The sequence below is a fragment of the Trinickia sp. genome (assembly GCF_057351765.1).
In genome coordinates, this window is sequence record NZ_JBMRBK010000080.1 from 1 (window position 1) to 23,074 (window position 23,074).

27 protein-coding genes are annotated in these 23,074 nt (G+C 62.3%); 9 read left to right on the forward strand and 18 right to left on the reverse strand.

Annotated elements, in window-relative coordinates:
- The first annotated feature begins 234 nt into the window (after positions 1–234).
- The 3 genes from ACO1XS_RS23065 (at position 235) to folE (ending at position 1,319) form a co-directional block, all read left to right on the forward strand.
- On the forward strand, positions 235–432 hold the full coding sequence (locus tag ACO1XS_RS23065; protein ID WP_486391773.1) for a type II toxin-antitoxin system VapB family antitoxin: 198 nt from the start codon (positions 235–237) through the stop codon (positions 430–432).
- Positions 429–800 (forward strand): type II toxin-antitoxin system VapC family toxin, encoded by a 372-nt coding sequence (locus tag ACO1XS_RS23070; protein WP_486391774.1) that lies wholly within the window; start codon positions 429–431, stop codon positions 798–800. Before ACO1XS_RS23065 ends, ACO1XS_RS23070 begins: the two co-directional genes overlap by 4 nt.
- Before the next feature lie 186 nt (positions 801–986).
- Positions 987–1,319 (forward strand): GTP cyclohydrolase I, encoded by a 333-nt coding sequence (folE, locus tag ACO1XS_RS23075; protein WP_486391775.1) that lies wholly within the window; start codon positions 987–989, stop codon positions 1,317–1,319.
- A gap of 57 nt (positions 1,320–1,376) precedes the next feature.
- Here folE and ACO1XS_RS23080 read toward each other — a convergent pair whose 3' ends face one another.
- From ACO1XS_RS23080 to nac, 14 genes are all read right to left on the reverse strand, one after another.
- Positions 1,377–2,132, reverse strand: coding sequence for a glucose 1-dehydrogenase (locus ACO1XS_RS23080; protein WP_486391797.1), 756 nt, complete (start codon positions 2,130–2,132; stop codon positions 1,377–1,379).
- Positions 2,133–2,251: 119 nt separating this feature from the next.
- A complete protein-coding gene (locus tag ACO1XS_RS23085; RefSeq protein WP_486391776.1) occupies positions 2,252–3,100 on the reverse strand; it encodes a transporter substrate-binding domain-containing protein in 849 nt (282 codons plus the stop codon).
- A gap of 100 nt (positions 3,101–3,200) precedes the next feature.
- Positions 3,201–3,929 (reverse strand): amino acid ABC transporter ATP-binding protein, encoded by a 729-nt coding sequence (locus ACO1XS_RS23090; protein ID WP_486391777.1) that lies wholly within the window; start codon positions 3,927–3,929, stop codon positions 3,201–3,203.
- Between the two features lie 35 nt (positions 3,930–3,964).
- The gene (locus ACO1XS_RS23095) at positions 3,965–4,714 is read right to left on the reverse strand and encodes an amino acid ABC transporter permease (RefSeq protein ID WP_486391778.1); all 750 of its coding nucleotides are present in this window, start codon (positions 4,712–4,714) and stop codon (positions 3,965–3,967) included.
- 2 nt (positions 4,715–4,716) lie between these two features.
- On the reverse strand, positions 4,717–5,418 hold the full coding sequence (locus tag ACO1XS_RS23100) for an amino acid ABC transporter permease (RefSeq protein ID WP_486391779.1): 702 nt from the start codon (positions 5,416–5,418) through the stop codon (positions 4,717–4,719).
- Between the two features lie 340 nt (positions 5,419–5,758).
- Positions 5,759–6,769, reverse strand: coding sequence for a 2-hydroxyacid dehydrogenase (locus tag ACO1XS_RS23105; protein ID WP_486391780.1), 1,011 nt, complete (start codon positions 6,767–6,769; stop codon positions 5,759–5,761).
- 76 nt (positions 6,770–6,845) lie between these two features.
- Entirely contained in the window at positions 6,846–7,604 is a 759-nt protein-coding gene (locus tag ACO1XS_RS23110) for an SDR family oxidoreductase (protein ID WP_486391781.1), read from the reverse strand.
- A 160-nt stretch (positions 7,605–7,764) separates the two neighbouring features.
- Complete coding sequence (locus ACO1XS_RS23115; RefSeq protein ID WP_486391782.1) at positions 7,765–8,532, reverse strand: LamB/YcsF family protein; 768 nt, start codon at positions 8,530–8,532, stop codon at positions 7,765–7,767.
- A 50-nt stretch (positions 8,533–8,582) separates the two neighbouring features.
- Positions 8,583–9,044 carry a biotin/lipoyl-containing protein gene (locus ACO1XS_RS23120; RefSeq protein WP_486391783.1) on the reverse strand — a complete coding sequence of 154 codons (462 nt, stop codon included), beginning with the start codon at positions 9,042–9,044 and terminating at the stop codon, positions 8,583–8,585.
- Positions 9,045–9,046: 2 nt separating this feature from the next.
- Positions 9,047–10,060, reverse strand: a complete 1,014-nt coding sequence (locus ACO1XS_RS23125) for a 5-oxoprolinase subunit C family protein (protein ID WP_486391784.1) — start codon at positions 10,058–10,060, stop codon at positions 9,047–9,049.
- Positions 10,057–10,728 carry a 5-oxoprolinase subunit PxpB gene (gene pxpB / locus ACO1XS_RS23130; protein ID WP_486391785.1) on the reverse strand — a complete coding sequence of 224 codons (672 nt, stop codon included), beginning with the start codon at positions 10,726–10,728 and terminating at the stop codon, positions 10,057–10,059. Before pxpB ends, ACO1XS_RS23125 begins: the two co-directional genes overlap by 4 nt.
- Positions 10,729–10,811: 83 nt before the next feature.
- Entirely contained in the window at positions 10,812–12,164 is a 1,353-nt protein-coding gene (accC, locus tag ACO1XS_RS23135) for an acetyl-CoA carboxylase biotin carboxylase subunit (RefSeq protein ID WP_486391786.1), read from the reverse strand.
- Positions 12,165–12,170: 6 nt separating this feature from the next.
- On the reverse strand, positions 12,171–12,656 hold the full coding sequence (accB, locus tag ACO1XS_RS23140; RefSeq protein WP_486391787.1) for an acetyl-CoA carboxylase biotin carboxyl carrier protein: 486 nt from the start codon (positions 12,654–12,656) through the stop codon (positions 12,171–12,173).
- A gap of 89 nt (positions 12,657–12,745) precedes the next feature.
- Positions 12,746–13,672, reverse strand: a complete 927-nt coding sequence (gene nac / locus ACO1XS_RS23145) for a nitrogen assimilation transcriptional regulator NAC (protein ID WP_486391798.1) — start codon at positions 13,670–13,672, stop codon at positions 12,746–12,748.
- A gap of 302 nt (positions 13,673–13,974) precedes the next feature.
- Between nac and ACO1XS_RS23150 the strand changes: the two genes are divergently transcribed.
- The 6 genes from ACO1XS_RS23150 to ACO1XS_RS23175 all read left to right on the forward strand — a co-directional run bounded on the left by ACO1XS_RS23150 (position 13,975) and on the right by ACO1XS_RS23175 (position 20,678).
- Positions 13,975–15,183 (forward strand): aspartate transaminase, encoded by a 1,209-nt coding sequence (locus tag ACO1XS_RS23150; RefSeq protein ID WP_486391788.1) that lies wholly within the window; start codon positions 13,975–13,977, stop codon positions 15,181–15,183.
- 121 nt (positions 15,184–15,304) lie between these two features.
- Positions 15,305–16,414: a porin gene (locus ACO1XS_RS23155; RefSeq protein WP_486391789.1), complete on the forward strand. Its 1,110-nt coding sequence runs from the start codon at positions 15,305–15,307 to the stop codon at positions 16,412–16,414.
- A gap of 163 nt (positions 16,415–16,577) precedes the next feature.
- A complete protein-coding gene (locus ACO1XS_RS23160) occupies positions 16,578–17,720 on the forward strand; it encodes a Re/Si-specific NAD(P)(+) transhydrogenase subunit alpha (RefSeq protein WP_486391790.1) in 1,143 nt (380 codons plus the stop codon).
- Positions 17,721–17,739: 19 nt separating this feature from the next.
- Entirely contained in the window at positions 17,740–18,072 is a 333-nt protein-coding gene (locus ACO1XS_RS23165; protein ID WP_486391791.1) for an NAD(P) transhydrogenase subunit alpha part 2, read from the forward strand.
- The gene (locus ACO1XS_RS23170) at positions 18,069–19,508 is read left to right on the forward strand and encodes an NAD(P)(+) transhydrogenase (Re/Si-specific) subunit beta (RefSeq protein WP_486391792.1); all 1,440 of its coding nucleotides are present in this window, start codon (positions 18,069–18,071) and stop codon (positions 19,506–19,508) included. Before ACO1XS_RS23165 ends, ACO1XS_RS23170 begins: the two co-directional genes overlap by 4 nt.
- A gap of 135 nt (positions 19,509–19,643) precedes the next feature.
- On the forward strand, positions 19,644–20,678 hold the full coding sequence (locus tag ACO1XS_RS23175; protein ID WP_440562618.1) for an L-idonate 5-dehydrogenase: 1,035 nt from the start codon (positions 19,644–19,646) through the stop codon (positions 20,676–20,678).
- A gap of 148 nt (positions 20,679–20,826) precedes the next feature.
- Here the strand turns inward: ACO1XS_RS23175 and ACO1XS_RS23180 are convergent, their stop codons facing one another.
- From ACO1XS_RS23180 to ACO1XS_RS23195, 4 genes are all read right to left on the reverse strand, one after another.
- Entirely contained in the window at positions 20,827–21,495 is a 669-nt protein-coding gene (locus ACO1XS_RS23180) for an RraA family protein (protein ID WP_486391793.1), read from the reverse strand.
- A 113-nt stretch (positions 21,496–21,608) separates the two neighbouring features.
- On the reverse strand, positions 21,609–21,821 hold the full coding sequence (locus tag ACO1XS_RS23185; RefSeq protein ID WP_486391794.1) for a TniB family NTP-binding protein: 213 nt from the start codon (positions 21,819–21,821) through the stop codon (positions 21,609–21,611).
- The gene (locus tag ACO1XS_RS23190) at positions 21,790–22,179 is read right to left on the reverse strand and encodes a type II toxin-antitoxin system PemK/MazF family toxin (protein WP_486391795.1); all 390 of its coding nucleotides are present in this window, start codon (positions 22,177–22,179) and stop codon (positions 21,790–21,792) included. The genes ACO1XS_RS23185 and ACO1XS_RS23190 overlap by 32 nt, the downstream gene beginning before the upstream one ends.
- A gap of 99 nt (positions 22,180–22,278) precedes the next feature.
- The gene (locus ACO1XS_RS23195; RefSeq protein WP_486391796.1) at positions 22,279–22,533 is read right to left on the reverse strand and encodes an AbrB/MazE/SpoVT family DNA-binding domain-containing protein; all 255 of its coding nucleotides are present in this window, start codon (positions 22,531–22,533) and stop codon (positions 22,279–22,281) included.
- Positions 22,534–23,074: the final 541 nt, after the last annotated feature.

The following is a 23,074-nucleotide window of genomic DNA, read 5'->3' on the forward strand; positions in this document are numbered from 1 at the left end:
GATGCTACCGTCGGCATGCGTCTGGTTGATGAGCCACTGGACCGAGCTTGCACTTTGTGTGTTCGAGCCGAACACCCACGGCAGGTAACCTTGCGGGAAGATGGTGTCGATACCCAAATCCGTATCCAGAGGGCTGTCTGGTCAATTACGATGGCCGCTCGTCCGCCTCCTCTCATATTGCACGACTTTGGACATCAATCGATGCTATAATCGTGCCTCACCACGGAGGTTGTTATGCGAACCACAATCGCTTTGGACGATGATTTAATCGCTCGGGCCCAGGACTACACCGGGTTGAGCGAGAAGTCCGCTCTTGTGCGCGAAGCGTTAAAAGCGCTTATCGAGCGCGAAGCCGCGCGCAGGCTCGCTGCCTTGGGCGGCAGTCAACCGGGCATCACTGCTGCGCCTCGCCGCCGGCAGGAACTCGAATGATCCTTGTCGACACATCTGTGTGGATCGATCACATCGATCATTCAGAGCCGATTATGGTCGACCTTCTGCTCCATGACCGTGTCCGGATCCATCCGTATGTAATCGGCGAAATTTCGCTAGGCAGTTTGCGCGACCGCTCTACCGTGCTTCGAGCTTTGAACGATCTGCCGCGAGTGCCCGTCGCCACGCCTGACGAAGTCTTCTATCTGATCGAGCAACAGCAGCTGTTTAGTCGGGGGATCGGCTACGTCGATGCGTCGCTGCTCGCCTCCGCGAAGCTACAGCCTGGCGTGACGATTTGGACGCGGGACAAGAGGCTGAAAAAAATCGCCGACGAGCTTGCGCTGGCCGCGGTTCTGGGCCACTAAAACTTGAAAACGACGAAGCGATGGATTGGTAATCCACCCGTCCAGTAAGCGTGATCAGAAGTAGAATTTAATCCGATGACCAACAACATTGCTGCTCGCAGCTTGGATCGCAGCTTCGGACGCCGAGCAGGCGTTGCCTCCAACACGAGAGGTGCATGCTGTTGAGATTCGCAAATTCCGCTAGCAATGATCACGAACGTGGCCTATCTGCCGGAACATCGCGTCGTCGGCATCTCGAAGCTCGCAAGGCTCGTTGATGCCTTCGCCAAACGCCTGCAGATTCAGGAAAAGATGACGGTACAGATCGCCGATACGCGCAACGACGTTCTGCAGCCGCGGGGCGTCGGCGTTACCCTCGAGGCCGCGCATCAATGCATCACCACCCGCCGCGTGCACAAGCCCGCTGTGGCCATGGTGACCTCGGGCATGCCCGGCTCGTTCCGGACCGATCCATCGACGCGCCGGGAGTTTCTCTCCATCGTCGGCAATCCCGGCGCGCTGGCGCTGCAAAACGTCTGAGTACGGCGGGCGGCTCCCATCGCCTCGGCCAACCGGATCGCCTCGCAAGAGGCGGCGCTAAAGGGTTGCCGTCACACCGCCGTCGACGTAGAGAATATGGCCATTGACGAAGTTCGATGCGTCGCTTGACAGAAACACCGCGGCGCCGACGAGATCCTCCACATCGCCCCAGCGTCGCGAAGGCGTACGACCGATCAGCCAGTTGCTGAACGCCTCGTTCTTCACGAGCGCATCCGTCAGCTCGGTCTTGAAGTAGCCGGGGCCGAGCCCGTTGACTTGGATGCCGTACTGGCCCCAGTCGATCGCCATGCCCTTGGTCAGCATCTTCACCGCACCTTTACTTGCGGTATAAGCCGCAATGCTCGGACGGCCCAGTTCGCTCTGCACCGAACAGATGTTGACGATCTTGCCGCGCTTGCGCTCGATCATGTACCGCGCAACGGCCTGTCCCACCAGGAATACGCTTTCGACGTTGGTCTTCATCAGTTCTTCCCACTGCTGGTGCAAGAACTGTTCGAGCGGCGCCCGGCGCTGCATGCCGGCATTGTTGACGAGGATGTCGATCGCCCCGATATCCCGCTCGACGCGCGCAACGGCAGCCTCGACGTCGTTCGGCGACGTCACGTCGAAGCTTGCCGCATGGACCGTTGCGCCTTCGGCGCGCAAGCGCGCGACGGCGTCGGCCAGGCGTGCTTCGTTGCGGGCGTTCAGCACGACCTCGGCGCCCGCGCCTGCCAGCCCCTTCGCGAGAGCGAAGCCGATTCCCGTACTCGATCCGGTGACGAGCGCACGCCGGCCTGCGAGATCGAACATCTCCAGATTGCTTTTCAATTCGACTCCTTTCACTCCAGACCGTCGTTCCGGTCTCGCTGTGCTCCGATCCATCATACCGGCGCGCCAGGCATCTCGCGCCGGCAATGCTAGTGTTCCAGTCAGGACAGCGGCGTGAACTTGAGCTGATTGATCGGCGTCACCTTTTCCGTGCGCATGAGACCATACGGCGTCTTGGGCCCGAGCCACTTGTCGAAGATACCGCTCATCTTGCCGCTTTGCTCCAGCTCGTTGAGCGCCTTGTTGACGGCCGCCAGCATCGCCGGCTCATTTTGCCGTAGGCCGACGGCGATCGGCTCGATCAGCATCGGCTCCGCAGCGATCGCCACGGCGCCGTCCGTGCCTTCCACCTGCTTTACGATCTTCGTGGCCGTCATCTGATTCGTGACGAAGCCCTTCACCTTGTTCTGCTCCAGTGCGAGAAACGCGGAGCTCGTGTCGTGAAACGTGACCGCCTGACCGCCCTTGATCGAGATCGGAATTGATTGCGCCGACGTCGACCCGTCCGCCGCACTGATCTTCTGGCCAGCGAAATCGGCCAGTTTCTTGTTCGCGTCGGCCTTCTTCACGACCAGCACTTCCTTGGTCGAATAGTAGGAATCGCTGAAATCGATCTGCGTCGATCGAGTCTTCGTGTAAGCCAGATTCGCGACGACGATATCGACCCGTCCCAGCTTCAACTGCGGAATGCGCGCTTCGACGGCCAGCGGTTCGAGCTTCGCCTCGACGCCGATCTGTTTCGCCACCGCGTTGCACAGGTCGACATCCATGCCTTCGAGTTGCCGCGACTGCGAGTTCGGATACGAGAACGGCTCGACATTCGAATAGACGCCGCAGGTCAGCTCACCTCGGCCCTTGACGTCTGCGAGCTGGTCGGCACATGCGGGCGCGATCCAGGCAAGCGCGCCCAATGCGATCGATATCCCGGCGTAAATCTTCTTCACCTTCATTTCGAATCTCCTCGAGTTCATGTACTACGATCAACTGCCAACTATCGGGCAATTGGGCCATGCCAACCCCGCCCCGCAGAACCTCATTGCCTGCCACTCGTCAATGCGTGCGTAGATCCGACAGGAATCTCTGCGCCCGTGCATGCTTCGGACGCGAGAAGAACTCGCCCGGCGGCGCCGTTTCGAGTATCTGGCCGGCGTCCATGAACCACACGCGATCGGCGACTTCACGTGCAAAACCCATCTCGTGCGTGACGCACATCATCGTCATGCCTTCCTGAGCAAGACTTTTCATGACGTTCAGAACTTCGCCCACCATTTCGGGATCGAGTGCGCTGGTGGGTTCGTCGAACAGCATCGCGGGCGGGTCCATCGCCAACGCACGCGCGATCGCGACGCGCTGCTGCTGCCCGCCCGACAACTGTGCGGGGTAGGCATTCGCTTTGCTCGACAGACCCACGCGCGACAGGAGCTCCGTCGCCTTGCTTTGCGCATCGGCACGCTTGAGTCCATTCACGCGCATCGGAGACAACGTGATGTTCTCAAGCACCGACAGATGCGGGAACAGGTTGAACTGCTGGAACACGAAGCCGATACGGCTGCGATAAGCATTGAGACCGAGCCTCTTGTCGTGTATATCCTGTCCGTCGAAATAGATTTGACCGCGGTTGATTTCTTCGAGCCGGTTGACGGTACGGATCAGCGTCGACTTGCCGGAGCCCGACGGCCCGCATACGACGACCACCTCGCCCTTGCGAACCTCGGCATTCACGTCCACGAGCGCGTGATACTCGCCGTACCATTTGTCGACGCCAGAGAATTTGATCATTCTAATTACCTTGAATGGAATGAGCGCCCAGGAAACTAGTTCTTGGTAGGCACCGGGTCCGTCAGCGCGACGGCATCCGCCTTCGCCGCTGCGACGGGCGTACCGGCCCGCTTGCGAGTCACACGTCGCTCCAGGAACTGCGCGAACTGCGTCAATGCGTAGCACAGTGCGAAATAGCTCAGCGCAAGAATCAGGTAGACGGGGAACGGCTTAGTCAACAGGCGGTTGTTGATCTGATCGGCAGCGAACGAGATTTCCTGCACGTTGATGATGTAGCCGAGCGACGTTTCCTTGATCGTCGACACGAACTGCGTGACCATGCTCGGCACGACGTTGTACAGAGCCTGCGGCAGGATGACAGCGCGCATCGTCTTCAGGTAGCTCATGCCGAGCGCACGCGATGCTTCCGTCTGCCCGCGCGGCAGCCCTTCGATGCCTGCACGGATGATCTCGCCCAGATACGCCGAGTCGTAGACCACCAGCGCGCACAGCATCGTGACGAAGCCGGTCACGGGATAGCCGGTCAGCACGGGAGCGAGGAAGTACACCCAGAAGATCACCATCAGAAGCGGCACGCCACGCACCATGTAGACGAGTCCCGTGGCAGGTGCGCGCAACACGGCGAACGGGCTGATGCGTGCCAGCGCCACCAGAATGCCGAGCGGAAAAGCGATCGCGAGTGCCGACAGCGAAAGCAGAATGGTCAGCACGATGCCGCCCAGCGGGCCGTGCGGATACTGCCCGATCAGCAGCAGCATCCAGTTGTCGCGCAGGATGTCGAACATGATCACCTGGCTCCCGGGATGCGATAGTGCGCCGCGATCCGTGCGCCGCAGAGCATGATGAGCAGCGAAATGCCCAGATAGAGCACCGTGGCGATGAAATACGATTCGAATGACAGGAACGTCTCATTCTCCACCTGCCGCGTGACGTACGTGAGTTCTGCCGCGCCGATCGCCATCGCGAGGCTGGTGTTCTTGAAGAGCAGCACGGTGTGATTGATCATCGGCGGAATAGCGTTGCGCAGCGCTTGCGGCAGCACCACGAAACGCATCGCGCTCAGGAAGTTCAAGCCTAGCGCACGCGATGCTTCGAACTGGCCGTAAGGGATCGCGCGCAGACCGCTGCGAATGTCTTCCGACAAATATGCTGCACTGCATAGGCCGATCGCGATCACTGCGAAGATGAACTGGCCGTTATAGTTGTTCAGCATGCCCTGCACCTCTTGAGGCAGGATGTTCGATATGCCGAAGTACCAGAACAGGATCTGCACGAGCATCGGGACGTTGCGGTGATAGGCAACGAAGCTCGCCACGAATGCGGTTGCGGGACGAAAATGGGTCATGCGGATCAGCGTCAGAAGAATGCCGACGATCATCGAAAACACCCATGCCAGCGCAGCCATCGCGAGCGTGAGCTCGATGCCGTGGAGGAACAACGCGCCATAATCGCCTCGCAGCACGGTTGCGAGGTCAAAATGAAATTTCATGTTGCACGTCCCTAAAATTCAGGTCCAGGCGAAACCCGGTCCCACATGATCGCGTCGCGCTGGACACATGACGCGATCAATCGATGCAGGGCTGAATCGATACTAGCTCGCGAAAAAAGGCCCTTGCAGATGCCTTTCCTCTGGTGCGATAAGTTTCGGGAATGATGGACCGAACGGGCCGGCAGCCATGGCTCGAGCGAAGTCGGGCATGAGATATGTCTCCTTGTTTGACGGGAGCGGACTCGAGCGCCTGACTCCGGTCTCACGCAATATTTGCGGTGGGCGCCTCTGCGGGCGCCGCATCACTCATCGTCTTGCATTACGTCATGCGCGTGCGGCATCACCGCTCTTGAAGGGCACTTGCCAATACCTCCGGATTCACGGGTGTCGGCGGCTTGCCTGCCGACGAACCATGGCCCAGCGCTGCAATCAGATTGTCGACAGTGAGCGAAGCCATCGCCCGCCGCGTGGCAACCGACGCGCTACCGATGTGCGGCGTCAACACCAGGTTCTTCTGCGCGAGCAGCGCGGGATGCACGACCGGTTCGCCTTCGAACACATCCAGCCCTGCCGCCGCGATACTGCCTTCCGCGAGCGCCACGGCCAGTGCCGCGTCATCCACCACGCCGCCACGCGCAATGTTGGTGAGCGTCGCCGACGACTTCATCTGCTTCAGCTCCACCGCACCGATCGCATGGTGCGAACTCGCCGAATAAGGTACGACGACGATCAGATGATCGGATTCGCGCAACAGCGTTTCCTTCTCGACGTACCGCGCACGACAACTCTCCTCCACGTTGGCAGGCAACTGCGAGCGATTGTGATAGATCACCCGCATGCCGAAGCCGAATGCACCGCGACGCGCAATCGCCTGCCCGATGCGGCCCATGCCGAGAATGCCGAGCGTCGTGCCATGGATGTCGCCGCCGACGAACATGTCGTAGCGCCCCGTCTTCGTCCACAAGCCGCCACGCAGGTAATGCTCCGATTCGGCGATACGCCGCGCGGTGGCCATCATCAGCGCGAAGCCGAAGTCGGCGGTCGTTTCGGTCAGAACATCCGGCGTATTGGTCACGATCACGCCACGCGCCGTACAGGCTTGCACGTCGACGTTGTTGTAGCCGACGCCGATGTTGCACACGGCTCGGAGTTGCGGGCATGCATCCAGCAGCGTCGCGTCGATGCGGTCGCTGCCCGCCGTCATCGCGCCGACCTTGCCTTGCAGGCGCGCGATCAGTTCCGGTTGCGTCCAGATCGCGTCGTCCGGATTGTCGGTCACGTCGAATTCCGCGCGCAATCGATCGATGACATCGGGAAACGATGCACGGGTCACGAGTACCGGTAAACGCATGAAGCTCTCCTTCTCTGTTTTGATCGAATGCGGCCCGTATCCGCGCGTATCCACGCGCATCAGCCCGATGCAGCGTTTAGCGGACCTGATCGGGCGGTTCGCGCTTGATCGTCGTGAGCCCGCCCGGCACCTGCAGAGTCGGCAGAATCTCGATGTTGCTGATGTTCACCGCGAGCGGCGCGGCGATCGCGAACGCGATGGCGTCCGCGATATCACTCGGCGTCGGCAGCTCGAAACCTTCGATGAACTGTTTGCGGGCCGCTTCGATGTCGCCGTGCACGTGGCCGAAGATATCGGTGGCCACACGCCCCGGACAGATTTCCGTCACGCGCACACGCTTGCCCGTCGCATCGACGCGCAGTTGACGCGATAGCGCATGAATCGCAGCCTTGGTCGCGTGATAGATCGAATTGCCGTTGAAGTTGTAGATCGCGGCAATCGAGCTGATGTTGACGATATGGCCGCGATCGCGCGCGACCATGCCCGGCATCGTCAGCCGCACGATATGCAGCACGGCCTGCAGATTCACTTCCACCTGCACGTCGACGTCCTCGACGCCCGCGTCCAGAATCGAACCCTTGCGCGACACGCCGGCATTGTTGACGACGATGTCGAACGGGACTTCCTGCGCGAGCTTCGTGACGGCCGCAAGATCGCTGACGTCAATTGCATGCGCAATACAGCCGGTACGCTCCGCCAGTTCATTCAGACGATCCGCGCTGCGCGCGAGCGCATGCACTTCGAGCCCTTCCGTGCGGAAGCGTTCGACGATGGCCGCGCCCATACCCGTGGAAGCGCCCGTTACGAGCGCTGTCTTGTAGTCCGAAAACGGCATGTTTGACCTCCGTCTCACGTTCTGTGTATCGCCTAGCCGAGAGCGGCAAGGCATCGGTTGAAAATGTATACGTCGTAAAAACACGGGACAAAGACGAATTGGCTTTGTGCCGATAAGGCTCGCTTATGACCGTCCAGTCGGCGTCCGTCTCATGCGCATGTCATCCGGCGAGCCTCGATACGGGCACGACACGGCCGCCCGCCGATTCGATGGCGTGACGCACCGAGCGAGCAAGTTCGACTGCGCCGGGCGTGTCGCCATGCAGCAGGATCGACTGCACTTTCACCTTGAGCTTGTTGCCCGTGATGGTCGTGATCATGCCGTCTTCGAGCAGTGCCTCGACGCGCGCCATGACCGCCGCACGGTCCTGGATGACGGCACCTTCGAGCTTGCGCGACACGAGCGCGCCTTGATCGTCGTACGCTCGGTCGGCAAGAAACGTGTTTGCCGTGCGCATCCCGATGCGATCGGCTGCACGCTCGATCTCCGTATTCGTCGACACGCTGATGATCAGATCGCGGTCGAACTCCGCGACGGCCCGCACCAACGGCTCGGCCAGTTCGTACGACGCTGCCGCCATATTGCCGAGCGCGCCATGAAAGCTCATATGCGTGACCCGGTGCCCCGCAGCCTTCGCAATGCCGGCCAGCGCACCCATCTGATACAACACGTACTTCGCCAGCTCCAACGGATCGGCCTGAATCGGCCGTCTTCCGAAGCCCAGCAGGTCGGGAAAACCCACATGCGCGCCGACGTCGATCTGGCGCGCGAGCGCTGAGCGCACGGTCCGGTCCATGATGACCGGGTCTCCCGCATGAAAGCCGCACGCGATGTTCGCGGACGAGACGACATCGAGCATCGCCTCGTCTTCGCCCATCTTGTACGGTCCGAAGCCTTCTCCGAGGTCAGCGTTGAGATCTATTTCCATTGTCGACTCTCCGTCCTGATGTCCGATGCCATCACTCGATTGCGGTGTGTTTAGGCCGTCGGTGAAATCTCGAACAACCGTGTGCCGTAGCCCACGGTTTCGCCATGCGCGACGAACGGTTGCGTCGTCACGCCTGCAACAGGTGCAACCACGGGCACGCACAGATGTGCAATCTGCAGCAGACCCATCACATCGTCTTGCGCGACACGCGCACCGGGCTCAACGAACGGCGTCGCACGTGATGGATGCGACGCGAGAAAAACGCCCGCCGTGCTTGCGGTCACGCCGACGGCCTGCGCGCGCGCAACATGCTGCACGCCGCCCGTTCCGGCAACCGACGCGGCCCCCGACGGCTGCGAAGACACACCGTGCTCGTGGTAACGTCGATCGTCGATCTTCAAACGTATCGTTACCCCCGGCCTGCTCACCTCGATGGACCCGATATCGCCAGCCGCCAGCCACGATGTGATTTGCCGAATCTCTTCGAGATCAACCTCGATTTTTTGTGTCATGTTCAGGGTCTGATTGCGTATGGACGCACGAGGCCAACGAGATGACGCACCCGTGTCAGGTAACGATCGAGCTCTTCGAGCGCGGCGACTGCTTCCGGATAGGTGGTCTGAGAAAAGTGGATCTTCGTTCCGATACGCGCCTGCGCGAGCCGCCAGAGGTCTGCTTCGATCACCGTGCCGATCTTGGGATAACCGCCCGACGGTTGTGCGTCACGCAACTGGATGATGGGCTGGCCGTTGTGCGGCACCTGAATCACGCCAGGCACGATGCCATGCGAGCGCTTTTCGATGTGGTGAGCCGGCTCCAGCACGGGGCCCGCAAGCCGGTAACCGTAACGGTCGCTCTGCGGCGTGACTTTCCATCCTTCGCCCCAGAACGCTTCGATCGCTTGCGGCCGGTAATCCTCGTATTCCGCTGCCGGCAGCACACGCACGACCGTCTCTCCCACCTCGGCTGAAGGCATGGACGCGGGCGCCGGCAGCACATACTCGGGCGGTACGGCGCCGAAACTCGCGCCACGCGAGGCGGAATCGCGTCCGCGCTCACGCGCGAAACCGATAGCCTTGAGCACGTCGCCCTTTTGCAGCTGACGGCCCTCGAAACCGCCGAACTGGCCGCGCAATTGCGTACTGCGCGAGCCGAGCACGACGGGAACGTCCACGCCGCCCGCCAGAGACAGATAGCAGCGCGTCCCATTGGCAGGCACGCCGATCGTCAGCACATCCCCCGTTTTCGCATGCCGCGTCCACCACGGCAGCACGGGTTTGTCGCCAAGGCGTGCAGAACAGTCGGCCCCCGTGATCGCAAAATCGAGGTCGTCGAGAAAGCGGATGCGAAACGGAAACATCGGAATTTCGATGCCAGCCGCGTCGTCGGGGTTGCCGAGCAGCAGATTGCCGATCGCGAGTGCGAGGCGATCCATCGCGCCCGCCGTGCCGACGCCGTAGCGCAGGCAGCCTTCGCGCCCCTGGTCCTGCACGGTGGCCAACGCGGACGAAGACAGTATTTCGATCATCGGATCACCCTTTCCACGCAAAAGCGGATCATGTCGCCGGGCGCCAGCGTCGCGGGATTTTCGCGCGACGGATCGAAAAAGACCATCGACGTATGGCCGATCGTGTTCCAGCCGCTCGGCCCGGTCGACGCCGAGACGCCCGTCTGCACGCCGCCGATCGAGACTGCACCGCCGGGCAGCCCCAGCACCGGCACCTTGCGGCGCGGCGTCGCGATACGCGGATCCATTCCGCCGAGATAACAGTAGCCAGGGTGAGAGCCGAGCGCGTAAACGGTATAGAGCGGCATGCAATGCAGATGCACGACATCGTCGACGGAAAGTCCCGTATGATCGACGACATCCTGCAGATGCGGCCCGAACTCGCCGCCGTAGACAACCGGCAACTCGACCACCTTGCCCTCGATATGCAGCTCGCCGGCGTTCTCCCACGCGGCGCACAGCGCGTCGGCAAGCGCATCGGGATCGGCGGGCGGCCGCACGAACGTAAGCATCAGATTGGTCACGCCCGGCACGGCCTCGCGCACACCGGGCCACGACCCGATCTCGCCGGCGAGCGACCAGATGCGGCGCTGCGTATGCAAATCGAGCGCGCCTGGCGCCTCGAACAGCATGGCCGTCGTCCCCAGCATGCTGACGATCAACTGCTGCTCCGGTTCGTCACGTCTCATCGCAGCTACGATTCCCCTCTCGTCCGGCCGACGTCCGCCAGATAGGGCTGCGTCATTCATCGATGCGTGCTCGATGGTCAGCGTCATGCCTGCTTCCTTTGCGCGAGCCAGCGCTCCAGATGATGTATGTCCACTCCGCCCGCCTGAAATCCCTCGTCGCCAAGCAGGGCCCGATGTAGCGGGACATTGGTACGGATGCCTTCGACACGCAGCTCCGACAGCGCGACGCGCATGCGCGCCAACGCTTCGTCACGTGTGTCGCCATGCGTGATGACCTTAGCGATCAGCGAGTCGTAATACGGCGGCACGACAGACCCGCTACTCATGTGCGAATCCACCCGGACGCCGTTGCCGCCCGGCAATTCCCACGCGTCGACGCGGCCGGGGCACGGCACGAACGAGAACGGGTCCTCCGCATTGATCCGGCATTCGAGCGCATGCCCTTGCGTGCGGATCTCGCTCTGGCTCACGCTCAACGCATGTCCTTGGGCGATGCGAATCTGCTCGCGCACGATGTCGATGCCCGTGGTCATCTCCGTCACCGGGTGTTCGACCTGCAGCCGTGTATTCATTTCGATAAAGTAGAACCGGCCGTCTTCGAACAGGAACTCGAAGGTGCCCGCGCCGCGATAACCGATCTGCCGACACGCTTGCGCGCAACGCTCGCCGACATGGCGGATCAGTTCAGGATCGATGCCCGGCGCGGGCGCTTCCTCCAGGACCTTCTGATGTCGCCGTTGCAGCGAGCAATCGCGCGATCCGAGCCATAGCGCATTGCCAAGCGTATCGCATAGCACCTGAATCTCGACATGGCGCGGGTGCTCGAGGAACTTCTCGACGTAAAGCTCCGGCTTGCCGAACGCACGACGCGCTTCTTCGCGCGTCACGGTCACGGCCTCCAGCAGTTGCTCGGGCGCATGCACGACCCGCATGCCACGCCCGCCACCGCCGCCGGCCGCCTTCACGATCACAGGAAAGCCGATTTCCCCGGCGATCCGCATGATTGCGTCAGGATCGTCCGGCAGGCCGCCGTCCGGCCCAGGCACGCAGGGTACGCCCGCTTCACGCATCGCGCGCTTGGCGGCAACCTTGTCTCCCATGGTGCGGATCGACTGCGGCGCCGGACCGATGAAGGTCATACCCGCTGCTTCGACCGCAGCCGCGAAGTCTGCGTTCTCGGAGAGGAAACCATAACCGGGATGGATTGCCTGCGCACCGCTCACGTGCCCTGCCAGCAGAATCGCCGCAGGGTTCAGATAGCTCTGGGCAGGCGTCGCGGGACCGATGCAGAGCGCTTCGTCGGCAAGGCGGACATAGCGTGCATCGGCATCCGGCTCGGAATAGATCGCGACCGTCTCGAGCTCCAGCTCACGACACGCGCGCTGGACGCGAAGCGCGATTTCGCCGCGATTGGCAATCAGTACCTTCTTGAACATGGTCGATCAGCCGATGCGAAAAAGCGGTTGCCCCGATTCCACTTCGCTGCCGGGCGCGACGAGCACCTCGCGCACCGTGCCGCGGCAGTCGCACTCGATCGCGTTGAACGTCTTCATCGCTTCGATCGTGCAGAGCACCTGTCCTTCCTCGACGACATCGCCGACCTGCACGAACGGTGCCGCGCCCGGCGACGGCGTCAGATGAACGATGCCGAACATCGGCGTACAGACGACCTGCGGCGCGTCAGCCATGGCGCTTTGCGCTTGGCATCGCGCAGCGCCTGCATCGCCGGCATGCTCCGTCGCGCCTGACGGCCGATCCTGGCTCCGCCCAGCGGCAGGCAGCGGCTCAACCGCGCCAACGTTTGCATGCCCGCCGCGACGCTTCGCCTTGACAAGCTTGACCCGCTCTTCCCCCTCGGTCACCTCGAGCCTCGCCAGCGGCGATTCCGTCAGCAGGTCGATCAGCGCTTTTATCTTCTGAAGATCCATCGTTGAGTCCGTAGCCGGTTTGGGACTCAATGTATCCGGCGCCGAAAGATTGCGCCAAGACGGTTTGGCTTTGTCGCGATAAGGTGCGCTTATGTATCGGCGCGGGGTCCGGCGCACACGCCGAGCGCGAGGTCGCCAGCCAGCTCCAGCAGGATGTCCTTGACGGCGGCAGCCGGCTCGGACAGCGGCAGATGGTCCGACAGGCACACCGAGAGCGGGATCTTGATGACAGGCGATACGATGCGCGACTGCACGATGCCGCCGGCCGCCGCGACGACGCGCGCCGTGGATTCGGGCAGGATGGTCGCACCGATTCCCGCGCCGACGCCCGCCGACAGGGTCGATGCCGACTCGATCTCGGCGACCACGTTCGGCATCATCTGCACGCTGGCAAAGCCCTCGTCGACGTATTTGCGCAGGTAGTTGTACGGGCGGGGGAGCAGCAGCGGCACGTCGCGCAGATCGGTGACGGAGATTTTCTCCTGCACGATGCCCATGCTGCGCGGCGCAACGAGAAACATCTCTTCGTTCATCAGCAGTTGGAACGACAGGCCGTGCACCGGCTTGTCGCCATACAGCACGGCCATGTCCATGCGGCCGTTCATGATCAGCTCGCTGAGCGTCGTGCCGAAGTTCTCGTTGATGTAGAGCAGGATGCCCGGGTGCCGCGCGCGCACGGTGCGCAATAGCGGCAACGACAGCGCCGACGCGCCCGTGCCCGGCGCGAGCCCGACCGACACCTGCCCGGACAGGATCTGGCCGGCGCTTTTCACATCGGCCTGCGCCTGTTCGTACTGGCGCAGAATCAGCTGCGCGTGACGGTAGAGCGTCGCGCCGGCCTCGGTGGCTGTCACGCCGCGCTTCGTGCGCACGAGCAACTGCTGCTGGAACTCGTCTTCGAGCGTGATCAGTTGCTGGCTCAACGCGGGCTGCGCGATGTGCAGCACCTCGGCGGCCTGGGTGAGGCTACCGATATCGACGATCTTCACGAAATACTTCAGACGCCGCAGATTCACGGTTTGCATCTCACGGGTTGACGGATTGCAACAATGATAGGGCAAGCCCCGTTTGGCGGACAATCGTCAAAATCCTGACGCTCTCAGCGTGGAGCGCCGTCGCCCGCGGTGCACGCCGCAGTGGCACGACAGTGCGGGAGGCCCTTTGCGGCCTGCCTGATCACGGCTCACAGGGTTCCTCGATGCACGCCCGCCGCGCTGCATCATAAGCGGATGTTATTGGACCAGCGGAAAGTCATCTTGGCTTGAACTTTTTCGGGCGCTTAATGTGAAGCCTCGCCAATGCTGTCGAGGAGTCAAGTGTGAGTGCATCGCGCATCGCCGCCCGCGTCCAGCGGATCAAGCCATCACCCAGCAGCGCGGCGGCCGACCGCGCCGCGGAACTGCGGCGGCAGGGGAAACACATCGTCAACCTCGTTGTCGGCGAACCCGATTTCGACACGCCCGCACATATCCGCAAGGCCGCGTTCGAAGCGATGGAGCGCGGTGAAACGCGCTATACGCAGACGGCCGGCACGCCCGCGCTCCGTGCCGCGATCGCGGCGAAGCTGCAACGCGAGAACGGACTCGCCTACGATCCGAAGCACATCATCGTGACGTGCGGCGCGAAGCACGCGATCTTCAACGCGCTCGCCGTCACCGTGGAAGCCGGCGACGAAGTGCTGATTCCGGCGCCGTACTGGGTCTCCTACCCGGACATGGCGCTCGCATGCGATGGCGTGCCCGTCATCGTGCCCTGCACCGAAGCGCACGGGTTCAAGCTCACGCCCGATGCGCTCGAAAGCGCGATCACGCCGCGCACGCGCTGGCTTATCGTCAATTCTCCGACCAATCCGACCGGCGCGACCTACACTGCCGGGGAACTGCGCGCACTCGCCGACGTGCTGCTGCGTCATCCCCATGTCCTGGTGATGATGGACGACATCTACGAGCACATCCGCTTCGACGCCGGCGCTCCGCAGCATCTGCTCGCGATCGAACCCCGGTTGGCTTCGCGCACGCTGGTGGTCAACGGCGTCTCGAAGACCTACGCGATGACTGGCTGGCGCATCGGATACGTGGCGGGCCCCGCGGATCTGATCTCCGCCCTCGAGACGCTGCAATCCCAATCGACGAGCAACGCCTGCACGATCAGCCAGGCCGCGGCGCTTGCCGCGCTGACGGGCGACCAGAGCTTCGTGCAGGAATCCGTGCGCATCTACAAGCAGCGCCGCGACTTTGCGCTCGAAGCGCTCAACGCGATTCCCGGCATCAGTTGCAGGACGCCCGGCGGTGCGTTCTACCTCTACGTCAACTGCGGCGGGATGATCGGACGCACGACGCCCCAGGGCAAGCCCCTCGAAAGCGATACCGACGTCGTCATGTATCTGCTCGAACAAGCAGGCGTGGCACTCATCGCCGGATCCGCGTACGGCGTCTCGCCGTTCTTCCGTATGTCGATCGCAACGAACATCGACGTCATCGACGAGGGATGCCGGAAGATCGCCTCCGCCGTTGCCGCCCTCGACTGAGAGTGACGCGACGCGCCCTCCGCCAGCGCGTCGCCCGAGTACAAAGACATGCCTTGCATGTGAAGACGGGGCAGTCGGATTAGCGCTTTCTTTTTTCGTCAACAGGCAAGGGGATCTATCCGTGAAAAAACTATTATTAGGAGTGCTAAGCGTATCGGCACTGCTGTCCGCCGGTTCGGCACAGGCACAATCGAGCGTCACGCTCTACGGCATCATCGATGAGGCGGTGCGCTTCGATACGCACCAGAACAAGTCTGGCGGCCATCTCTTCACCATGGGCAGCGGCGGCGAGATTCAGGGCAGCCGCTGGGGTTTGCAAGGCAAGGAAGAACTCGGCGGCGGTCTCGCGGCGATCTTCCAACTCGAAGGCGGCTTCACCCCGAATACGGGCGTGACGCAGCAGTCGACGCCGTCGGGCACGGCGCGCCTGTTCGGCCGCACGGCGATGGTGGGTTTGAGCAGCCCGTACGGCACGGTGACGTTGGGACGCCAGTACACCCTCGTGCATGAAACGGGCTGGACGCACGACATCTTTGCGTTCGCGAACTACACAGGCACGATCGGCTTTCAGGGCGCAGGCCTGACGGGTGGCGGCCGCCTGGACAATACCGTCCGCTACACGTCGCCCACCCTTGCCGGCTTTACCCTCAAGGGCGCCTATACGTTGGGCGGAGTGGCGGGCAATGTCCACCAGAATTCGTCGCCTGCCGTGAGCATCTCGTATGACAACGGGCCGCTGAGCGTCGGCGCGGCCTATCAGATCATCAACAACATCGGTGGCCTGAATCCTTCGACGACCGCCTATGGCAGCACGTATTTCGGCGTGACGATTCCTGACAGCTCGCAGAAAGTCTTCACGGCAGGCGCGACGTACAAGTTCGGCGCAGCCAAGGTGTTCGGCTCGTACATCTACAGCCATGTCTATCCGGCCGACTATCGCAACGACTCGTTTTCGACGGCCGTCCAGTACAACATCACGCCTACGCTCGTGCTCGACCTGCCCGTGTACGTCGACTTCGTGCATCACGCCGGTCAAAGCGGCACGCGCATCACCGGCGGTCCTACGCTCGACTATTTCCTGAGCAAGCGCACCGACGTCTATGTCGGCGTGGACTACAACCACCTGACGGGCGCATGGACGACGCTCGCGGCAGCCTCCGGCTCGAACCAGCCGTTCTTTGGCTTCAACTCGCTGTTCGAAGCCGCCATCGGACTGCGTCACAAGTTCTGATACAGCGGGCGCCCGGAGGAATTTTCTCTCCTGCGACGCCCGGCCACTTCCCTTCCCGTCACATCACGTCGGGACACGCCCGGTGTCCCGATCCTGCTTGCTTAGCCTTCGACGAAACCCGATTTCGTTCGATCACCCACGTCCAATTCAGGAGAACACTCAGATGAGAATCGGCATTCCCGCCGAGATTCGTGCCGGTGAAACGCGAGTCGCCGGTACGCCCGAGACCGTCAAGAAACTTGTCGCGGGAGGCCATACCGTGCTGCTGGAAAAAGGCGCCGGCGAGCGCGCCCATTTCCCCGACGCCGCCTATGCGCAAGCCGGCGCGACGCTGGCCAGCACCGCCGAGGTGTGGGAGGCCGGGCTCGTGCTGAAAGTGCAGGCGCCGACCGATGCCGAACTCGCGCACCTGAAACCGGGCAGCCTGCTCGTCGGCATGCTCAATCCCTTCGATGCAGACCAGGCCGCCCGCATTACCGCTCGAGACGTGCGCGCCTTCGCGCTCGAATCGATCCCGCGCACCACGCGCGCGCAAAGCATGGACGTGTTGTCGTCGCAAGCGAACATCGCCGGCTACAAGGCGGTACTGCTGGCGGCGACGCTGTACCAGAGGTTCTTTCCGATGCTGATGACGGCAGCAGGCACCGTGAAGGCGGCACGGGTACTCGTGCTCGGCGCGGGCGTCGCGGGCCTGCAGGCGATTGCGACGGCCAAACGCCTCGGCGCAGTGGTCGAAGCATCGGACGTGCGCCCTGCCGTCAAGGAACAGATCGAATCGCTCGGCGCGAAGTTTGTCGACGTCCCGTACGAGACCGATGAAGAGCGCGACGCCGCACAGGGCGTGGGCGGCTACGCGCGTCCTATGCCGGCCTCGTGGCTCTCGCGTCAAAGCGCACTGGTGCACGAACGGGCCAGACAGGCTGACATCGTCATCACGACAGCACTGATTCCCGGGCGCACCGCGCCCACTCTGCTCAACGAAAACACGGTCAGTGCGATGAAACCCGGTTCCGTGGTCGTCGATCTCGCAGCGGGCCGCGGCGTGACGATCGACGGCCATCGCGGCGGCAACTGCGCGCTGACCGTAGCCGATGAAATGGTCGTCAGGCACGGCGTGCACATCGCCGGGCATACGAATCTGCCCGCGATGGTCGCGACCGAAGCGTCCTCGCTCTATGCGCGCAACGTATTCGATTTCCTGAAGCTGATCCTCGGTTCCGATGGCCAGCCCAAGATCGACACCAGCGACGACATCGTCGCCGCTACGCTGCTTGGCCACGACGCATCGATGCTGAAGACCGCATAGACCGCATAAGGAGAACACGATGGAACTCATCACTCACACCACGACCAATCTGATCACCTTCATCCTCGCGATCTATGTGGGCTATCACGTCGTGTGGAACGTCACGCCCGCGCTGCATACACCGCTGATGGCCGTCACCAACGCGATTTCCGCGATCGTCATCGTCGGCGCGATGCTCGCGGCAGGATTGACCGTCGGCACGGCGGGCAAGGCGTTCGGCGCGATCGCCGTCGCACTCGCCGCCGTCAACGTGTTCGGCGGCTTTCTCGTGACGCGCCGCATGCTCGAAATGTTCAGAAAGAAGGACAGCGGCAAGGCCGCCGCGAATCAAGCCAACGGAGCCTCACGATGAGCATGAATATGGTTACCCTGCTGTATCTCGTCGCATCCGTCTGCTTCATCCAGGCACTCAAAGGGCTGTCTCATCCGAAGAGCGCGCGGCTCGGCAATGCTTTCGGCATGGCGGGAATGGCGCTCGCCATCTTCACGACCCTCGCGCTCATCTTCAAACAGGCTTCGACGCTCGGCTCCGATCTGACGGTGGGGCTGTCAGTGCTCGCCGCGGCGTTGATCGTCGGCGGATCGATCGGGGCAGTCATCGCCACGCGTGTCGAGATGACGACAATGCCCGAGCTGATCGCGGCGATGCACTCGCTGATCGGTCTGGCTGCGGTGTGCATTGCGTATGCAGTGGTCATCGAACCGTCCGCGTTCGGCCTTGCCGAGACGAGCGGCGCGCTGCCTCACGGCAATCGGGTCGAACTCGCCATCGGCGCGCTCATCGGCGCGGTCACGTTCTCGGGGTCGGTCATTGCCTTCGGCAAGCTGTCCGGCAAATACCGCTTTCGCCTCTTCCAGGGTACGCCCGTCGCGTACCCGTGCCAGCATCTGCTCAATCTCGCGCTAGCCGTTACGGCGATCGGATTCGGCATCGCATTCGTCGCCACGCAGGCGTGGCTGCCGTTCGCCGTCGTAACCGCGATCGCATTCGTGCTGGGCGTGCTGATCATCATTCCGATCGGCGGCGCCGATATGCCCGTCGTCGTATCGATGCTCAACTCGTACTCCGGCTGGGCCGCAGCGGGCATCGGCTTTTCGCTGAACAATTCGATGCTGATCATCGCCGGCTCGCTCGTAGGCTCGTCCGGTGCGATTCTGTCGTACATCATGTGCCGTGCGATGAACCGCTCGTTCTTCAACGTGCTGCTGGGCGGCTTCGGCGCCGAAACGTCGACCGACGGTGCGGCAAAGCGTGAGGAGCGACCCGTCAAATCCGGTTCCGCCGACGACGCGGCCTTTTTGCTCTGCAATGCCGAATCTGTCGTCATCGTGCCGGGCTATGGGCTTGCCGTCGCTCGCGCGCAGCACGCGCTCAAGGAACTGACCGACAAGCTCACGGACAAAGGGATCGACGTCCGCTACGCGATTCACCCGGTAGCCGGCCGCATGCCCGGTCATATGAACGTGCTGCTGGCCGAAGCGGAAGTGCCTTACGAGCAGGTCTATGAAATGGAGGACATCAACGCGGAATTCGGCCAGACCGATGTCGTGCTCGTGCTCGGCGCCAACGACGTCGTCAATCCCGCCGCGAAAACCGACCCGTCTTCGCCGATTGCGGGCATGCCGATTCTCGAGGCGTACAAGGCGCGTACCGTGATCGTCAACAAGCGGTCGATGGCATCCGGTTATGCGGGGCTCGACAACGAGCTCTTCTATATGGACAAGACGATGATGGTGTTCTCGGACGCGAAAAAGGTCATCGAAAAGATGACCAAAGCGCTCGACTGAGTCTACGCCCGCCCATTCATAAGCGGCAACTATCGGCCCATACGACTTCGCTCTTTGTCAGCGGGACGGTTCGCCGCTATCGTTGGAAGGATCATCGAGTCTTCGTCTTCGCCTTCACTCCTACAGGCAACCATCATGCATGCACTCGTCATTCACGCGCCGCTGGATCTGCGCATCGAGGACGTTCCGACACCGGAACCCGAAGCCCATCAATTGCTGATCCGGATCCGCGCGGGGGGCATCTGCGGCTCTGACCTTCACTACTTCAATCATGGCGGGTTCGGCACGGTCCGCATTCGCGAGCCGATGGTGCTCGGCCATGAGGTGTCAGGAGTCGTCTCGCGCGCCGGTTCGAGCGTCACGGATATGCCCGCCGGCACCCGCATCGCGATCAGCCCGAGCCGTCCTTGCGGACTGTGCCGGTACTGTCAGCAAGGGCTACAGAACCACTGCCTCGATATGCGCTACTACGGCAGCGCGATGCGTATGCCGCACGTGCAGGGTGCGTTTCGTCAGGAAATCGTCATCGACCGCTCACAGGCGCATGTCGTCGCAGACTCGCTGAGCGACGCAGAAGCAGCGATGGCCGAACCGCTTTCGGTCGCGCTGCATGCGGTACGGCGCGCGGGTCCGATGCTCGGCAAGCGCGTGCTCGTGACGGGCTGCGGTCCGATCGGCGCGCTGATCGTGGCCGCCGCCCGGCGCGCGGGCGCGGCGTCGATCGTCGTGACCGATGTGAATGCGCTGCCGCTCGAGAGCGCCAGGAAAGTGGGCGCTGACGTCGCGTTCAACGTCGCCGAAACGCCAGACGCACTGCAACCCTACGCCGCCGACAAAGGCAGCTTCGACGTGCTGTTCGAGGCTAGCGGCAATGCCGCGGTGCTGCGCGGCGCGTTCGACGTGCTGAAACCGCGCGGCGTCGTCGTTCAGGTCGGGCTGGGCGGCGACATCACGTTGCCGATGAATACGGTCGTGGCGAAGGAGTTCGATCTGCGCGGCGCCTTCCGTTTTCACGAAGAATTCGCGGTAGCCGTCGAGTTGCTCAACAAGGGCCTCATCGACGTCAAGCCGCTGATCTCGGGCGTGTTTCCGTATCAGGAATCCGTCAAGGCGTTTCAGACGGCAGGCGACCGGTCGAAATCGATGAAGGTGCTGATGACGTTCGATTGACCGCACTTGAATTGAAGTGTGAAGCGCCGCACGTGCAATCCAGCGCGGCGGCGTCGTTTTCATTGAAGAAATACAAAAAGCCGGCGTATGCGATTGCAACGCCGGCTTCGCTTGCACGCTTCGCGCGTGCAGCCTCAGTCTCAGTGCCTCAGTTATTGCATCGTGCCTCGAGCTCATCGACGAATGCACGACTCCAGCGCCCTTCCTTCATCGCCCGCATGGTCTCGGCCTCCTTCTCCAGCACGGCGAGCGCTTTCTCGAGCACCTGCTCTGCGTCGCCGGGCGGGATCGCGAGCAGCCCATCCTGGTCGCCAACGACGATATCTCCCGGATTCACCACCATGCCGCCTACCGAGACGGGTACGTTGATTTCACCGGGACCATCCTTGTACGGCCCACGATGCGTCACGCCACGCGCATAGACCGGAAAACTGCGATCGCGGATTTCCGCCACGTCGCGGATGGCCCCGTCGACCACGAGACCCGCAACCCCGATGCTCGCCGCATAAAACGTCAAGATACCGCCGACGACCGCGTTGTTGAGGTCTCCCCCCGCATCGATCACGAGCACATCGCCGTGACGGCAATAGTCCAGCGCGCGCAGAAACGTCAGATTGTCCCCGCCGCGCGAGCGCATCGTGACCGCGGTGCCCGCCATCGTCGTCTTGCCTGGCCGCTGATACGGATGAAGCCCGACACTGCCTATGTTGCGATGCATGTTGTCGCTGAGCGCCGATACCGGAATGTCGCGCAGCGCCTCGAGCAGCTTTGGGGCGGCTTGAGGCTCGGACGGGTTCTTTCTGATCGCTTTGTACATGGTCGGATGAAGGCTCGCAGTGGAAACACGGATATAACAGTATGTTTCCCTGTTGCATGACGCCAAGACTGTCTTGTTCTGGCGTAATACGAAAGCCTTATGAAGCGCGCGCGTCAGAGCTGATACGCGGCAGTTTGGGACATGTTCCAGCGCGGCAGCTCCAACGACGTGAAGCCGCTACTCATCTGTGGATCAGTCTGGAGTGCCACCGGTGCGTCGTCGGTACCCACTGCCACGATGCTCATGCGTAGATCGTTGGCAAGATCCTTCGACAGATTCAGTGACGCGCGCTGTTCACGGTAATTGCCGGCGAGAAGATGATGCACTTCGCCCTTCAGGCACTAAAACATTCGTGGAGCAAGGGCTCGAGGTGGCTGCGGGCGTCAAGCAACAGCCTTCAGGCCGACGCGCAGAAGATCGGAGCGCTCCGTCTATCTGATTCAACTGCTCGCATGCAGCCGCGAACACCTCGTCGGGCGCGCGCTTCCAAGGATGCGCTTTCGCGCCCCGTGCGCGCCAGTCGAACGACTTGGGCTGATGGCCGAGCACATAGCTTGTGACGTTTTTCGGCCCTTTGAACTTGATGGCAAACGGGTTGGTGTCGTTAAACTCGGCGGTCGTCATCGGGAGTCCTATGACAATGCCCGTCCGCTCGTTGAACACCTTGCGCGACAAGACCAGCACGGATGCACGTCTTTCGTCTCGCGGCCCATGCGGGGGTTACAGTCGATCAGTCGATCCAAATGATGTCGCGACGATCGGGCGCCCACGAAGCTCCCGCCATCAGAACACCTCCGCACCGATGCGGTCCGTGGCCATCGCCTCGCCACCGTGCTTCGCGGGGTCGAATTTCGCCAGCTTTTCCTCGAGCGTCAGTTTGCGCGGCCCCACCGGGCGCACCGTCACGCCAATCTCGTCCGCCGAGACCTCGACCTCCTGATCCACCTCGAAGTGCGCCGCCCGCGCGACTGCCGCCGGAATGCGGACAGCCAGGCTGTTCCCCCATTTCTGGATCGTGAGCGTTGCGGTTTTTGCCATGATGCAAACCTCCTTGTAACGTCTGAACGAGTCTAGACGCAATTCTTGTTTGTGTTAACAGGTCTAAACATTACCCGTAAGGGCGTCGCGCCCACGCGCGGACACATGAGTAGCAAAGGCCTTCGGAATCGCATCAGGTTTAAGATCTTCGCGACGCCGCCAAGGATATTAAGGCAGAGATTCTCTACAACGCGGCAGCGTAATGTGGGAACGGACTGTTCTTTCCGGCGGATGCCGTGGGCTGTTCCGGCGATCAACGGTATCGCTCGCATTTCGGTTGCCCCTGATACAAAGGTCGCGATAGACGTGCGAGCAAACACGGTTCGACGAAGTCGCGATACCCGGCAGAGGTTGACAAGGTGGTCGCCAACACGGCTCTGAATCGTGGCTCAGCGGGCCAGAAGTGAGGCGGGTGATTCGCCCACTGGGCGAATTGCCGAGGATGCCTACCATCGGCATCCCGGAAGAGGCGGCACTCATTGACCGCCCGTCTCACTCGGTTACGGAAATGCCTTCGCACCAAGCAGAGCAGCGACCGCGA